Origin of the sequence: Aeromonas sp. 600724 (genome assembly GCF_049175135.1) — a bacterium.
GTDB classification, from domain to species: domain Bacteria; phylum Pseudomonadota; class Gammaproteobacteria; order Enterobacterales; family Aeromonadaceae; genus Aeromonas; species Aeromonas veronii_A.
Genome location: NZ_JAAKUM010000029.1, coordinates 24,365 through 38,141, shown reverse-complemented (window position 1 = coordinate 38,141; position 13,777 = coordinate 24,365). Strand labels below are relative to the sequence as shown.

The 13,777-nt window shown below is 59.4% G+C and carries 15 protein-coding genes and 1 tRNA gene; 6 read left to right on the top strand and 10 right to left on the bottom strand.

Translation table 11 applies throughout. From position 1 onward, the window contains the following. Position 1: 1 nt before the first annotated feature. Positions 2-74: transfer RNA gene (locus G5168_RS20290), tRNA-Gly, on the bottom strand. A 178-nt stretch (positions 75-252) separates the two neighbouring features. Further along, positions 253-798 carry an oligoribonuclease gene (gene orn, locus G5168_RS20285; protein WP_159158278.1) on the bottom strand — a complete coding sequence of 182 codons (546 nt, stop codon included), beginning with the start codon at positions 796-798 and terminating at the stop codon, positions 253-255. 91 nt (positions 799-889) lie between these two features. Here orn and rsgA point away from each other — a divergent pair, with 91 nt between their 5' ends. From rsgA to G5168_RS20260, 5 genes are read left to right on the top strand one after another with little or no spacing between them, the layout of a single operon-like run. Next, positions 890-1,924, top strand: coding sequence for a small ribosomal subunit biogenesis GTPase RsgA (gene rsgA / locus G5168_RS20280; protein ID WP_421252639.1), 1,035 nt, complete (start codon positions 890-892; stop codon positions 1,922-1,924). 28 nt (positions 1,925-1,952) lie between these two features. Next, positions 1,953-2,825 carry an archaetidylserine decarboxylase gene (gene asd / locus G5168_RS20275; RefSeq protein ID WP_421172859.1) on the top strand — a complete coding sequence of 291 codons (873 nt, stop codon included), beginning with the start codon at positions 1,953-1,955 and terminating at the stop codon, positions 2,823-2,825. Continuing rightward, positions 2,822-3,091 carry a VF530 family DNA-binding protein gene (locus tag G5168_RS20270; RefSeq protein WP_005349372.1) on the top strand — a complete coding sequence of 90 codons (270 nt, stop codon included), beginning with the start codon at positions 2,822-2,824 and terminating at the stop codon, positions 3,089-3,091. The genes asd and G5168_RS20270 overlap by 4 nt, the downstream gene beginning before the upstream one ends. Beyond that, the gene (locus G5168_RS20265) at positions 3,081-3,332 is read left to right on the top strand and encodes a DUF2960 domain-containing protein (protein ID WP_005338984.1); all 252 of its coding nucleotides are present in this window, start codon (positions 3,081-3,083) and stop codon (positions 3,330-3,332) included. The genes G5168_RS20270 and G5168_RS20265 overlap by 11 nt, the downstream gene beginning before the upstream one ends. Before the next feature lie 2 nt (positions 3,333-3,334). Further along, a complete protein-coding gene (locus G5168_RS20260; RefSeq protein ID WP_335863004.1) occupies positions 3,335-3,724 on the top strand; it encodes a hypothetical protein in 390 nt (129 codons plus the stop codon). Between the two features lie 94 nt (positions 3,725-3,818). On the opposite strand, the gene G5168_RS20255 is transcribed toward G5168_RS20260, so the two are convergent. The 5 genes from G5168_RS20255 to gpt form a co-directional block, all read right to left on the bottom strand. Then, positions 3,819-5,072, bottom strand: a complete 1,254-nt coding sequence (locus G5168_RS20255) for a glutamate-5-semialdehyde dehydrogenase (RefSeq protein ID WP_227342002.1) — start codon at positions 5,070-5,072, stop codon at positions 3,819-3,821. Positions 5,073-5,106: 34 nt separating this feature from the next. Then, entirely contained in the window at positions 5,107-6,210 is a 1,104-nt protein-coding gene (gene proB / locus G5168_RS20250) for a glutamate 5-kinase (protein ID WP_216952945.1), read from the bottom strand. 144 nt (positions 6,211-6,354) lie between these two features. Continuing rightward, complete coding sequence (gene crl / locus G5168_RS20245; protein ID WP_216952944.1) at positions 6,355-6,747, bottom strand: sigma factor-binding protein Crl; 393 nt, start codon at positions 6,745-6,747, stop codon at positions 6,355-6,357. A 59-nt stretch (positions 6,748-6,806) separates the two neighbouring features. Beyond that, complete coding sequence (frsA, locus tag G5168_RS20240; protein WP_227342000.1) at positions 6,807-8,075, bottom strand: esterase FrsA; 1,269 nt, start codon at positions 8,073-8,075, stop codon at positions 6,807-6,809. Between the two features lie 172 nt (positions 8,076-8,247). Then, a complete protein-coding gene (gpt, locus tag G5168_RS20235; RefSeq protein WP_005339007.1) occupies positions 8,248-8,715 on the bottom strand; it encodes a xanthine phosphoribosyltransferase in 468 nt (155 codons plus the stop codon). Positions 8,716-9,663: 948 nt separating this feature from the next. Here gpt and G5168_RS20230 point away from each other — a divergent pair. Beyond that, positions 9,664-11,115, top strand: coding sequence for an aminoacyl-histidine dipeptidase (locus G5168_RS20230; RefSeq protein ID WP_216952942.1), 1,452 nt, complete (start codon positions 9,664-9,666; stop codon positions 11,113-11,115). Between the two features lie 81 nt (positions 11,116-11,196). On the opposite strand, the gene djlA is transcribed toward G5168_RS20230, so the two are convergent. Genes djlA through G5168_RS20215 form a run of 3 tightly spaced genes read right to left on the bottom strand, consistent with a single transcriptional unit; the run spans position 11,197 to position 13,725 of the window. Continuing rightward, on the bottom strand, positions 11,197-12,030 hold the full coding sequence (gene djlA, locus G5168_RS20225; protein ID WP_216952941.1) for a co-chaperone DjlA: 834 nt from the start codon (positions 12,028-12,030) through the stop codon (positions 11,197-11,199). 19 nt (positions 12,031-12,049) lie between these two features. Further along, the gene (gene murU, locus G5168_RS20220; RefSeq protein ID WP_216952940.1) at positions 12,050-12,718 is read right to left on the bottom strand and encodes an N-acetylmuramate alpha-1-phosphate uridylyltransferase MurU; all 669 of its coding nucleotides are present in this window, start codon (positions 12,716-12,718) and stop codon (positions 12,050-12,052) included. Beyond that, positions 12,715-13,725: an aminoglycoside phosphotransferase family protein gene (locus G5168_RS20215; RefSeq protein ID WP_216952939.1), complete on the bottom strand. Its 1,011-nt coding sequence runs from the start codon at positions 13,723-13,725 to the stop codon at positions 12,715-12,717. The genes murU and G5168_RS20215 overlap by 4 nt, the downstream gene beginning before the upstream one ends. Positions 13,726-13,777: the final 52 nt, after the last annotated feature.

Below are 13,777 nucleotides of genomic sequence, written 5' to 3'. Positions count from 1 at the left end.
GAGCGGGAAACGAGACTCGAACTCGCGACCCCGACCTTGGCAAGGTCGTGCTCTACCAACTGAGCTATTCCCGCAACTACCTTAAAACAGGCCGTACAGCATTTGGTTGCTTGCGCTACTGTACGGGAGCCGAATTATAAGAGCAGTCCTTCCAATTGCAAGGGCTTTTTTGTCTGGTTGCGCGCGTTCGCTCAAAAGCTGGCCGAACTGTCGATTTTAGCAGCCAGCGCATGACAAACCCTTGCCGGGGAATCAGATCTTGAAGACGTGGCTGCGATAGAACTGCAGCTCGGCGATGGATTCGCGGATGTCGTCCAGCGCCTGATGGGTGCCGCTCTTCTTGAACTGATCCAGCAATTCCGGCTGCCAGCGGCGTACCAGCTCCTTGATGGTGCTGACGTCGACGTTGCGATAGTGGAAGAAAGCTTCCAGATCGCTCATGTGCTTGACCATGAAGCGGCGATCCTGACCGATGCTGTTGCCGCACAGCGGGCTGGTGCGCTCCGGCACCCACTGGCGAATGAATTCTAGGGTCTCGGCAACGGCTTTTGCCTCGTCGTGCTGGCTCGCCTTGACCCGGGCCACCAGACCGCTCTTGGTGTGGGTGTTGACGTTCCAGTCGTCCATCTTGGCCAGCTCTTCATCACTCTGATGAATGGCGATGACCGGCCCTTCGGCCAGTACGTTCAGATCCTTGTCGGTGACTATGGTGGCGATCTCCAGTACCACGTTCTCTTCGGGGTCGAGACCCGTCATCTCCATGTCGATCCATACCAGGTTCTGCGCGCTGACTGTCATGATTGCTCTCTCTATTGGGAGGAATGGCGGAATTTTGCCAATTTGCATGTATCATACTGGCTTTGGATCTGTTCATAAACTGGCGAATCGAGTGGCAAAGAAAGCAAAACTCAATCTGGGTCAACAAAGGCGCGTCCAGGCCAACCGCGAACGGCGGCTGCAAAAAGATCACACCACAGTGGTGGATGACACCCTGTTTGGCCCCGCCATCGAAGGGGTGGTGATCAGCCGTTTTGGTCAGCACGCAGACGTGGAAGCGGTTGATGGCACCATCCACCGCAGCAACCTGCGGCGCAGCAGCATCAGCAGTCTGGTCTGTGGCGACAAGGTGGTGTGGCGTCCCGGCCTCAATGCCGCGACAGCGGGCGTCATCGAGGCGGTGCATCCGCGCCACTCGGTACTGACCCGGCCGGACTTCTACGACGGGGTCAAACCCATCGCAGCCAACATCGACCAGATCATCATCGTCTCGGCGGTGATGCCCGAGTTCTCCACCAACATCGTCGACCGCTACCTGGTGGCCGCCGAGGATGTGGAGATCCGCCCTCTCATCGTGCTGAACAAGGTCGATATGCTCGATGATGCCGCCAGAGCGCGCATCGAAAGCCAGCTCGAAACCTACCGCAAACTCAATTACGAGGTGCTGCTGGTGAGCTGCGAGAGCGGCGAAGGGCTGGATGAGCTTAAAGCTGCTCTGACCGACAAGATCAGCATCTTCGTCGGCCAGTCCGGGGTGGGCAAGTCGTCGCTCACCAACGCCCTGATGCCGGGGCTGGATGTGCTCACCGGCGAGATCTCCGAAAACTCGGGGCTCGGCCAGCACACCACCACCACGGCGCGACTCTACCACTTCCCGAGCGGTGGCGATCTCATCGACTCCCCGGGGATCCGCGAGTTCGCCCTCTGGCATCTGGAAGCCGACCGCATCACCTGGTGCTTCGTCGAGTTTCGCGACTATCTGGGTGGCTGCAAATTCCGCGACTGTACCCATAAGGATGATCCCGGCTGCGCCCTGCGCGCCGCGGTCGACGAAGGCGCTATCAGCGCCGATCGCTTCCACAACTATCACCGCATCCTGGAAACCATGCAGGAAGCCCGTCACGGTCGCCAGCAAGCGCGCCTGTGACCCTAATAAACCTACGTTGATGATGAACATGAGCATTACTGACAACCTGAAAATTGCCGGTCAATACTGTCTGCCCAAGCACGCCCTCTCCCGTCTGATCGGCAAGTTTGCCGCCGCCGAAGCGGGCAACATCACCACCAGGGTGATCGAGGCTTTTATCAAGCAGTATCAGGTCGACATGAGCGAGGCGCTGCACGAGAGTCCGGCCCACTACAAGAGCTTCAACGAGTTCTTCACCCGCGAGCTCAAGCCCGGTATCCGCCCCGTGGTAGAAGATGCCATGACCCTGGCGCTGCCGGTCGATGGCACCGTCAGCCAGCTCGGCCCCATCCAGCAAGGCCGCATCATTCAGGCCAAGGGCCACGACTACAGCGCCCGTGAGCTGCTGGGCGGCTATGAGGATCTGGTGGCGCCGTTCAAGGATGGCGACTTTGCCACCATCTATCTGGCGCCCAAGGATTATCACCGCATCCACATGCCGCTGGACGGTGTGCTGGAGAGCATGGTGTTCGTGCCGGGGGATCTCTTCTCCGTCAACCCGCTCACCGCCGAGAACGTGCCCAACCTGTTTGCCCGCAACGAGCGTGTGGTGGCCACCTTCCGCACCCCACACGGCCCCATGGCGCTGGTGCTGGTCGGTGCCACTATCGTGGCCAGCATCGAAACCATCTGGGCCGGCAGCATTGCGCCAACCAAAGAGAAGAAGGTGGTGCGCTGGGATTACACAGGCGACGAAGCCATTACCCTGCAGAAAGGCGCCGAGATGGGCCGGTTCAAGCTGGGTAGCACCGTGGTCTGCCTGTTTGGCCCGGGCATGCTGGCCGGTTTCGAGTCCCATCTGGCCAACGGGGTCACCACCCGCATGGGTCAGCCCTTTGCCAAGCTGGCGGAGCAGGCATGAGCGAGCAACCGAACGCCTCGCAGAAGAACAACCCGCTGCACGGGCTGACGCTGGAAGCCATCGTCACCGCGCTGGTCGAACACTACGGCTGGGAAGAGCTGGGGCAGCAGATCAATATCCGCTGCTTCACCGATAATCCCAGCATCAAGTCCAGCCTGAAGTTCTTGCGCAAGACACCCTGGGCTCGGGAGAAGGTCGAAAGCCTCTACCTCTACGTCCAGCGCAAGCAAGCCAAATCGAAGAAGGAAGGGCAAGATGGCCTTTAAGATTACGTATACCTATAAAAAGCAGGCCAAAGAGATCGGCTACGCGAACGACAAGTTCCGCAGCATCTACGACGCCATCGCAGCTGCCGAAGGGCTGGATCTCACCAGTTTTCACGCCATGGAGGCCCAGCTGGCTCAGGTTTGTCGCCGCGACAAGAAAAGCGTGAAGGATTATCAGGAGAACTACTTCAAAGAGTTGGGATTCTCCAACATCGTCATCGAACGGGATCTGCAGGAGTAACCATGCGCACATTGACTCTGATGGCAGCCTCTCTGCTGCTGGCGGCATGCAGTACACCGGAACAACATCTGGTTGGCAGCGATCGCGACAGCCACGGCTGTATCGGCAGTGCGGGCTATCAGTGGTCAGCACTGACTGGCAAATGTGTGCGCCTGTTTGAGCAGGGTATCCGGCTCAATCCAACCGATGCCAACCAGACCAGCAGCGCCTTCGTGCTGTTCAACGCCGATCAGAGCAAGGCAGAGCTCACCCTGCCGACCAGCGAGCAGCACCTGCTGACCCGTCAAGGTGCGGAGGGCAACTGGTCGTGGCAGGGCAGCGGCTACACCCTCTTTATCTGGAAGGGTTATGTGCTCAAGCACGGTGACAAGGCGCTCTATCACGGGGAATAACCCCGAGGGATAGTGCACTGCGTGGTATCGGCGCGATGCCAGCGAAAAAAATGCCGACCCTGTGGTCGGCATTTTTTTTTGCAACAGCCGATTATCAGGCACGGCTGAGGTAATCGGCCTGCCCTACCCACTTGTAGCTGGTGAGCTCGGTGAGCCCCATGGGGCCACGGGCATGCAGCATCTGGGTCGACACCGCCACTTCAGCGCCCAGACCAAACTGGCCACCATCGGTGAAACGGGTGGAGGCGTTGACATAGACAGCAGCCGAACCGGCGCCATTGACGAAACGCTCGGCGTTGGCCAGATCGTTGGTCAGGATGGCATCGGAGTGGCCGGCGTTGTGCTCGCGCATATGGGCCAGCGCTTCGTTGACGTCTGCCACCAACTTGACCCCCAGGGTCAGCCCGAGCCACTCGGTATCGAAATCCTCCGGCCCCGCCTCGCACAGGTTGTCGGCACCCGCCAGCAGCGCTATGGCGTTGGGCGCGGCCACCAGCGTCACCTTGCGCTCGTTCATCAGCGTCACCAGTTGCGGCAGGAAGGTGGCTGCCACCTTCTCGTGTACCAGCAGGGTATCGAGGGCATTGCAGGCGGAGGGGCGTTGCACCTTGGCGTTGTCGATGACCGCCAGAGAGCGCACCAGATCGGCGCTCTCGTCGACGAAGATATGGCTGATGCCAAAGCCGCCGATGATGACCGGAATGAAGCTGTTCTCCTTGCACATCTTGTGCAGGCCCGCGCCACCACGGGGGATGATCATGTCCACATAGCGGTCGAGACGCAGCAACTCGCCGACCAGCGCCCGATCCGGGTTGTCGATGTACTGCACCGCCGCCTCGGGCAGACCGGAGGCCGCCAAGGCATGTTGAATTACCCGCACCAGCTCCAGATTGGAGTGGAAGGTCTCGCGCCCGCCACGCAATATGCTGGCGTTGCCAGTCTTGAGGCAGAGGCTGGCGATATCGATGGTGACGTTGGGGCGCGCCTCGTAGATGACGCCGATAACCCCGATGGGCACCCGACGACGGGAGAGCCGCAGGCCATTTTCCAGCACTCGGCTATCCATTTCGGCGCCAACCGGATCGTCCAGCGTGATCACCTTGCGCACATCCGCCACAATCCCGGCCAGCCGGGCCGGATTGAGCAGCAGGCGATCCAGCATCGCCTCTGACAAGCCCGCCTCACGGCCGGCGGCGATATCTTTCGCATTGGCGGCGAGGATCTGTTCACTGCGCGCCTCAAGCTCGTCGGCGATGGCGGCCAGCGCCCGGTTCTTCTGCGCCGTGCTGATGGTAGCCAGCTGATAGGCGGCTTCACGGGCCGCCTGCCCCATTTTCTCCAGACTCATCTCAGTTCCCTTTGTTCATGCCGTGCCGCCTTGATTAGAGCAGCACCATGTCGTCTCGATGGATGGCCACAGAGCCGTAGCCATAGCCCAATACCTGTTCAATCTGATCAGAGTGGACGCCGCGCAGCTTATCCAGCTCCAGATGATCGTAACGGCAGATGCCACGGGCCAGCTCGGCGCCCTTGGGATCAAGAATGCGCACCACATCGCCCCGAATGAAATCGCCCTTGACTGCCACAATCCCCTTGGGCAGCAGGCTGGAGCCTTTATCCTTCATGGCGGCCACTGCGCCCTGATCCACATGCACTTCGCCGTGAGGAGGTGGGCCTGCCAGGATCCAGCTCTTGCGCCCTTCCAGCGGGGACGCCAGCGCGGGGAACAGGGTACCAATACGCTCACCCTTGGCGAGACGGCCGATCACCTCCGGCATCTGGCCGGTCGCGATCACCACGTTGACACCAGCTCGACGCGCCACATCGGCGGCCTGCAGCTTGGTAGCCATGCCGCCGGTGCCGAGGCCGCTGACACTGTCACCCGCCAGCGAGCGCAGGGTATCGTCGATGGTCTGCACCTCTTCAATAAGCTGGGCATCGGGATTGGTACGCGGATCGGCGGTAAACAGCCCCTTCTGATCTGTCAGCAGGATCAGCAGATCCGCATCCGCCAGAATGGCGGCCCGTGCGGAGAGGTTGTCGTTGTCGCCGACCTTGATCTCGGCGGTCGCCACCGCATCGTTTTCGTTGATGACCGGAATAATGCGGTGATCGAGCAGAGTGCGCAGGGTGTCGCGGGCGTTGAGGTAGCGCTCCCGATCTTCCAGATCGGCGCGGGTCAGCAGCATCTGGCCGATATGCAGACCGTAGAGGTTGAACAGATCCTGCCATACCCGAATAAGCTGGGTCTGACCAACCGCCGCCAGCATCTGCTTGTTGGGCAGGGTTGGCGCCAGTGGCGGGTGACCCAGATGTTCACGCCCGGCGGCGATAGCCCCTGATGTGACGACCACGACCCTGTGGCCGTGACGGTGCAAGGCCGCACACTGTCTGACCAGCTCGACCATATGGGCACGATTGAGCTGGGAAGACCCCCCTGTGAGCACGCTGGTGCCCAACTTGACGACTATGGTTCTGTTTTCCATGGGAGCATAAAGGCTAAAAAATAAGGAATATCTTTATACCCACGGCCATGGGGCCCTGCAAGGCAATTCCATAAAGGGTGATGAAAGGATGGGGCAAGAGTCTCCCTGCGAGCTCGTCACAACCTCTCGCAGGGCATCAGAGGCTCAGGCAGCCGTTACACTCAACTCGTTGGTCACCTGTTCGGCAGGCACTAGCTGACACTCGAGCGAGGCCAGTTTGTCACTGATCAATTTGTAGAAACGGTTGAGGGTCCGTTCCACCTCGACCTGGTGCTTCTTGGGGATCGGCTTGTCGAGCCACTCGCCATCGGCATTGTACAATCCGAACTGGTAATGGTAGCGGAACAGATGATCCTCCTGCTCCAGCACCAGCCACCAACCCCAGAACTCCCGCTTGTCTGGCGCCGGTTTGGCACTGACACAAACGGAAAGACTGTCGAAACGGTAACGCCCCTCTTCACAGAGATCCTCACGCAAATAGGGGCCAATGGCAGCAAACTGTCTCAGCAGTCGCTTGTAGGTCACTCTTTCAGACATGTTAACCTCCCTGTTAAACAAGCCGCGCCACCTCGGGATGGCGTCAGTCCTTCAGCGCATCAGATACATAGATGCTGTTTCAGCCACTCGACGATTTCGTCCAGCGCCTTGTCATACACCTCAAGCAAGGGCTGCTTGTCGAAGACGATGGCCTTGCCGTTACGACTGGCCGCCGCCAATGCCCGTACATCCTGCTCGGGACAGATGAAATCTCGTTTGTGTCCAATACTCAATATCGGCACAGAGGTGCGAGTCCCCAGTAATCCCTGCGTTTTCAGTGAAAATACCTGACACTTGGTACGCATGGTATCCCAATGAGCCGCATCAGCGCCCAACCGGTTGGCCAGGCTGTCCCGCATCATGCGCGGGCACTTGGCAAACAACTCCTGATTGGTAAACACCTGATTGACCCCGGCCCCGACACAGACCACGGTTTTGAGCTTGAATGGCTCGATAAAGGCCAGACGTGCCGCCACATTGCCTGCCAATCGCATACCGACCATAGCGATACGCTGATGATCGACCCAGGCCACTTCGGAGAGATAGTGCAGCACAGCCTGATGAAGGCGGCTGGTATCCTGTACCAATGGCCAATGCTCGGCATAGCCGATGCCCGGCATGTCGAGGGAGAGCATACCGATGCCGTTGGGCTCGAGTCGCTTGAGATAGAAGTTGAGGAAATCGAGCTGCAGAGAGTCGATCCCCCCGCTGATGATCACCAGAGGCACCGGTTTGTCGGTGGTCGGCAGGTGGAGATAACCCTGAATATGCTTGCCGCGAAAGGGCACCTGGATCTCTTTGAGCGGCACCTTGAACAACCGGCCCGCCTCGCGATAGGCCATATTGCCAAGCAGCTGGGCCTGATCCGCCAGTTCATCATCCTTGAGATGGGGGTAGCTGGCGATGGAATAGTAGCGCACCGCCTTGAGCAGCTGTTTCAAGGCGCCAGCTGCATCCCCCTGCTCACGCAGTTCGCGCCCAAGCTTGAAGTAGTTACCAGCCACCTGGCTCCACTCATAGATCCAGTTGCCAGGCACATAGCCCTTGATGGTATCGAGATAGCAGTCATGGGTGCGTTCACCGGTCGCTATGGCGATGCGGGCCAGAGTCTGCTCAACCTCGACCGGGTCGGCCCCCTGCCAGGCCCAGGAGGGGCGGCGCAGCAGGCGATACCAGCTCTTTGACATGGAGCCGTCGATAAACATCTCGTCTGACTCTGCTTCGGCAATGTCCGCCGGGCTGGAGTTGGAGATCTCGGAAGTTTCCAGCACCTTCTTGACCCGGGTAAACAGCTTTTCGGTCAGATTGAGGTCGTCGTTCAAGTCCAAGATTGTGTCCTATTCATATCAGGCAATAGCTCATCTTAACCACTTTTACTGCCCATCAGCCACCCTGCAACAGATTGATACACAAAAAAACAGGGCTCCATCAAGGAGCCCTGTGAAACCATTCTTGCCGCGTGCGGCCAATTGACGCTCTGAACGTCACATCCCGATCCCGTTACTTTTCGTCGCAGATCGGTGTGGCGAACTCCAGCGCCATATCCCACGGCTGTTCAATCCAGGTATCCTGCGGGATTGCCACTTCGAAATCGTCCAGCAGCGCTTCGCCCATCGGCTTGGCGAAGATCGCGATGAACTTGGCTTTCGGGTAGAGCTCGCGGATCGCCTTGGCGGTAGTGCCGGTGTCTACCAGATCTTCCACCACCAGCCAGCCTTCGCCGTCACCGGCGGTGGTGGCAGCTTTAACGACTACCAACTCGCGCTGGCTGTCGTGGTCATAGCTGGAGATGCAGAGGGTTTCCACATTACGAATGCCAAGTTCACGGGCCATCAGGGCTGCGGGCACCAGACCACCACGGCTGACCGCGATGATACCTTTCCACTGGCTGACAGGCAGCTGGCGACGGGCCAGACGGCGAGCTTCACGTTGCAGGTTGTCCCACGACACATAGAACTTTTTCGGCATGTTATCGATCTCGAATAGTTATTTAAAAACAATCACTTAAAATAACAACATCCGCAATTCTCCCTGCGGATGCCAGTAAATGGCGGCCCTTGCCCGACTGAATTCAGATTGCACTTCGGCTGCCTCAGGGCTAAGCCTCGGCAGCAAATCTGATAACAATGGAAGCAAGATGGGCTTATCCGGCGATCGGTTAGATGATGTGTCCAAACCGCGGACAGGCTGTTGGGCCGATATGATAGCACCGTTTGCAGAGAAAATGCCTGGCAAACGTATGCCAAAAACAGGAAAAATCGGCATCACCCTCTCCATTCGGCCCATCTCGAGCGCCAAACGAATAACCTGCCGTCCCTACTACCGAGCCCAAATGGGACTGTGCGGCAAATCGCAGATAAAAAAATAGCAGGGGGAGGGTTTACCTCACGCACCTGCTGCTTTCTCGCCTCTGCCAGGTTGGGCAGCTCGTCTTAGCGACGAGTGACGAAGGGGTTAGGGTAGCTGAAACCCTGGGTATACAAAGAGGGGGCAAACCAATAGGTTGAGTTGCTGCCTGGCATATTGAAACTCCTGATTGCTTAACAAGTTACGTACCTTTAATGCGGGCTCAAATCCTTGAACGAACACTCGGTTCCATGGAGGCGCACTTGCTTTGCTTCGGTTCCCTGGAGGCTTTCATCGTCATCCTGACGGGTGGCGAACCACGGGAGCTAATTTACCAGTCGGTGCATTAAATTCAATATTTTTGTGAGATCGGTCACACATTTTCTTTTCTATCGGTCAGCGTCGTCCGAACCTGACGATCGTACTGCCTGGTTGCCATCAGCCAGCACAAGCTGCCTGCGATTTGCGCTGATTGCTCACATTTTTGTGTGATTGACTGTATTATCGTTATCCTCTTCCCCGGCCCGCTGATGGGGCCCTGTTAATTCCGTGCTGGTAAGGAGTCCCGACGTGGCACAGCTTAGCTCTCTCTCTCCCAAACTGATTTGGCATTTCTTCGAACAGATCTGCTCCATTCCCCACCCTTCCAAACATGAAGCCAAACTGAGCGCCTGGATCATCCAATGGGCTCAAGGGGAAGGTCTGGCGGTCAAGCAGGACAAGGTCGGCAACATCATCATCAAGAAACCGGCCACCCCGGGGATGGAAAACCGCAAAGCCGTGGTACTGCAGGCCCACATCGACATGGTGCCGCAGGCCAACGCCGACACCAAACACGACTTCGCGACCGATCCCATCGATGCCTATGTAGATGGCGAGTGGGTCACGGCCCGTGGCACCACTCTGGGTGCCGACAACGGCATAGGCATGGCCGGTTGCCTGGCAGTGCTGGCTGACAAGACCATCAAACACGGTCCGCTGGAAGTGCTGCTGACCACCGACGAAGAGACCGGCATGACCGGCGCATTCGGTCTGGAAGCGGGCTGGCTGGAGGGCGAAATTCTGCTCAACACCGACTCCGAAGAGGATGGCGAAGTCTATATGGGCTGCGCTGGCGGTGTGGATGCCAATATCCGCTTCCAGCTCGAGCTGGTTGACGCCAGCGAAGGCGAAGCGTTCGAGCTGGCCGTGAAAGGGCTGCGTGGCGGCCACTCCGGTTGCGATATCCATCGCGGCCGTGGCAACGCTAACAAGCTGCTGGTACGTCTGCTCAAAGCAGCCGAGCCGCTGGGTGTTCGTCTGGCCGAGATCCACGGCGGCACTCTGCGCAACGCCATCCCGCGCGAAGCCCGTGCCACCCTGCTGGTGCCCGCTGCCAGCGTGAACGAGTTCAAGGCGCTGGTTGACCGCTACACCGGGATCTACCAGACCGAACTGGCCGCCACCGAGCCGAACCTGACCGTGCTGGTCAACAACGCCGCCAAACCGGCCAAGCTGATGAGCGTCTCCCTGCAGCAGCGCCTGCTGGATGCCCTGATGGCCTGCCCGAACGGCGTGATGCGCATGAGCGATGCCATGCCCGGCGTGACCGAAACCTCGACCAACCTGGGGGTCATCAAGACTCAGGATGGCGAAGTGTACGTCCAGTGCCTGATCCGCTCCCTGATTGACTCCGGTCGCGAGAGCATCGAGCAGATGACCCGCTCCCTGTTCACCCTGGCGGGTGCCAGCTGCGAATTCACCGGAGCCTATCCTGGTTGGGCGCCAAACGTGGACTCCCCCGTCATGGCGCTGGTACGCAACAGCTACCAGACTCTGTTTGGCACTATGCCCAACGTGATGGTGATCCACGCCGGTCTCGAGTGCGGTCTGTTCAAGAGCGCCTATCCGGAGTGGGACATGGTCTCCTTCGGCCCGACCATCCGCGGGGCCCACTCCCCTGACGAGAAGGTGCATATCCCGGCGGTCGAGCGTTTCTGGCAACTGCTGGTGCACGTGCTGGAAGCGATTCCGGCCAAATAACCCGGCCTACGCCACACGGCAAAACAAAGCCCCGCACTGCTGCGGGGCTTTTTATTGTCTGTTCCAGCCTGACTTTGGCGCTTAACGGATACCGCGCGCCTCGCGGATCCACTCCCAGGCTTGCTGGATCTCCTGGGTCTTTTCCTTGGCCATCTCCATCATCTCCGGCGGCAGCCCTTTGGCGGCCAGCTTGTCCGGGTGATGCTTGCTCATCTCCTTGCGGTAAGCACGCTTGATATCCTGATCGCTGTCGCTCTCGCTTACCCCCAGCAGCTGGTAGGCATTCTTGAGGCGATCCGCAGAAGGCGGCTCCTGCCGATACTGCTGACCACCGGAATGGCCACTCTGATACTGGCCATGGGCCTGATTGAAGAAGTTCATCTGTGCCTCGGCCATCGCCAGAATGCGGGCCAGCTCGATGCGACTGAAACCCAGCTCGTCGGCGATGGTGTGAAGAATGGCGCGCTCGCCCTCCTCTACCCGCCCGTCGGCAAAGGCCGCCTGCAACTGCACTTCGAGGAAGAAGCGCAGAATGTCGCGCTGCCCCAGACTGGCACGGCGGAACTCGGCCAGGGTCTCGCGCAGCGGGAAGTCAGCCTCCTTACCGAGACGAAACGACTCCTGCGCCCGGGCACGCTGTTCGCCCGCCAGCCGCATACGATCCATCAGGTTGGAGGCAACCCGGATCTCCTGTTCGGTCACCTGACCGCTTGACTTGGCGATGTGACCCATCACCGAGAAGGTGGCGTGGAAGAAGACGGCTTGCTGCGCCTGACTCGGGCCGCGACGAAACGCCCCCTGCAGCCCCATGCCACGGTCGAAACGGTGGCCTATCCACAGGCCAATCAGGGCGCCGATAATATTGCCGAGCAGAAAACCGAAGAAGGCGCCCAGCACCTTACCCCAAATACGCATGGTTCAAGACCTCTTGAAGTTAATGAGTGCGGGCCTGGAGCTGGTCATCCAGCTCGCGCAGTCGATCGACCGTGCCGATATCGCGCCACTCGCCAGCGAGCAGGCTGCCGCCCACCCGCCCTTGCGCCATCCAGTCACGGAGCAGGGGCGCCAGCTTGCGGGCACCGCCCGCGAGACCGGCAAAGGCCGCCGGATCATATAGTCCGACCCCACTGAAGGTAAACGCTGGCGTATCCATAACTCGCCCTTCTTGCAAGGCAAAGTCCCCGGCGGGGTGCTGGGGCGGATTGGGCACCAGCCAGAGGTGGGCCAGATCATCGCCAAGGGGCTGGCTGACCAGAGTGTGATAATCGAGATCGAGCCAGGTATCGCCGTTGATCACCAAAAAAGGTTCAGAGCCCAGTAGCGGCAGCGCCTGCACAATGCCGCCCGCGGTCTCCAGCGCGCTCTCCTCGGCTGACCAGTGGATGGTCACGCCAAGCGCACTGCCATCACCAAGGCTCTCGACCAGCTTGTGGCCGAGCCAGGCGTGGTTAATGACCAGCTCGGTCACGCCAGCTGACTTCAACTTTTCGATATGGTGGACGATAAGCGGCTTGCCCCCCACCGCCAGCAGCGGCTTGGGCAGCAGGTCAGTCAGCGGGCGCATCCGCTCGCCACGGCCAGCGGCCAGGATCATCGCCTTCATGGTTTTACCCCTGCATTGGCGACCCCCGGCAACACCACCTGCTCCAACCACTGACCAAAACGGGCCAGTACCGGATAGGCACCACCATGAGTGCGACAGACATCCACCACGTAGCCGAGGGTACGGGGAATATCCTTGAGATAGCCGGACTTGCCGTCGCGATGATAGAGCCGGGTAAAGATTCCGGCCGCTTTGAGGTGGCGCTGCATGCCGGTCAGATCGGCATCGCGACGGAAACTGGCATAATCGAGCTCGCCAAGCAGACCCGCCTGTTGCAGGGTGGCAAAGCCGTGGCGCATCCCTTCATCGATCACCTCGTCCGGCCAGCGCACGTAGCAATCTTTCAGCAAGGAGACCAGATCATAAGTGAGCGGCCCGATGACCATGTCCTGAAAATCGATGATGGCCAGCCGGCTGCTCTCGGGGGTATCACCGCCACATACCATCAGGTTGCGACTGTGGAAATCCCGATGCATCACCCCCTGCGGCTGGGCCAGATTGCAGGCGGTGAGGCAAGCGAAGGTCTCGTCCAGCAGTTGCTGCTCTTCATGGCTCAGGCTCAGTTGCAGATGATGGCCGAGCAGCCACTCGGGGAAAATGCTGTTCTCCCGCGCCATAAATGCCGCATCGAAGGGTTCAAGCGCCAGTTCAACCGCCCCCAGGCGGGGCAGCAAATCAATCGCCTTGCCATACCAGGCCAGTACGTTGTGTTCGTTCAGGCAGCTGATCAGCTGAGTATCGCCCAGGTCACTCACCGCCAGCAGACCCTGTTCGTAGTCCACCGCCTTGACCTCTGGCGCCAACAGCTGACGCGCCTGCAAGGCGGCCGCGTTACGAACAAACTCATGATTTTTTTCGGTTTTCGGATTGGCATCCACCCAAACCAGACCACCACCGCGATAGTAGCGACGGAAGCTGGCATCACCGGAAATGAGGGTCAACTGAAGATTGGCATCACCGGAAATACGGCGTGCCCACTGCAATAGCAGGGAATCGCGATCGTGCATAAGTAGAGGACCAAGGTGGAAAGCAGCACTTGGCTGTTAGCCCTGGCCGCAA

Excerpts from the sequence above, each read along its gene's own strand:
- proB (WP_216952945.1), bottom strand. The coding sequence starts at position 6,210 with ATGGAAAACAGAACCATAGTCGTCAAGTTGGGCACCAGCGTGCTCACA.
- asd (WP_421172859.1), top strand. The coding sequence starts at position 1,953 with ATGAGCATTACTGACAACCTGAAAATTGCCGGTCAATACTGTCTGCCC.
- G5168_RS20255 (WP_227342002.1), bottom strand. The coding sequence starts at position 5,072 with ATGAGTCTGGAGAAAATGGGGCAGGCGGCCCGTGAAGCCGCCTATCAG.
- G5168_RS20215 (WP_216952939.1), bottom strand. The coding sequence starts at position 13,725 with ATGCACGATCGCGATTCCCTGCTATTGCAGTGGGCACGCCGTATTTCC.
- murU (WP_216952940.1), bottom strand. The coding sequence starts at position 12,718 with ATGAAGGCGATGATCCTGGCCGCTGGCCGTGGCGAGCGGATGCGCCCG.
- G5168_RS20265 (WP_005338984.1), top strand. The coding sequence starts at position 3,081 with ATGGCCTTTAAGATTACGTATACCTATAAAAAGCAGGCCAAAGAGATC.
- djlA (WP_216952941.1), bottom strand. The coding sequence starts at position 12,030 with ATGCGTATTTGGGGTAAGGTGCTGGGCGCCTTCTTCGGTTTTCTGCTC.
- gpt (WP_005339007.1), bottom strand. The coding sequence starts at position 8,715 with ATGCCGAAAAAGTTCTATGTGTCGTGGGACAACCTGCAACGTGAAGCT.
- crl (WP_216952944.1), bottom strand. The coding sequence starts at position 6,747 with ATGTCTGAAAGAGTGACCTACAAGCGACTGCTGAGACAGTTTGCTGCC.
- orn (WP_159158278.1), bottom strand. The coding sequence starts at position 798 with ATGACAGTCAGCGCGCAGAACCTGGTATGGATCGACATGGAGATGACG.
- G5168_RS20260 (WP_335863004.1), top strand. The coding sequence starts at position 3,335 with ATGCGCACATTGACTCTGATGGCAGCCTCTCTGCTGCTGGCGGCATGC.
- G5168_RS20270 (WP_005349372.1), top strand. The coding sequence starts at position 2,822 with ATGAGCGAGCAACCGAACGCCTCGCAGAAGAACAACCCGCTGCACGGG.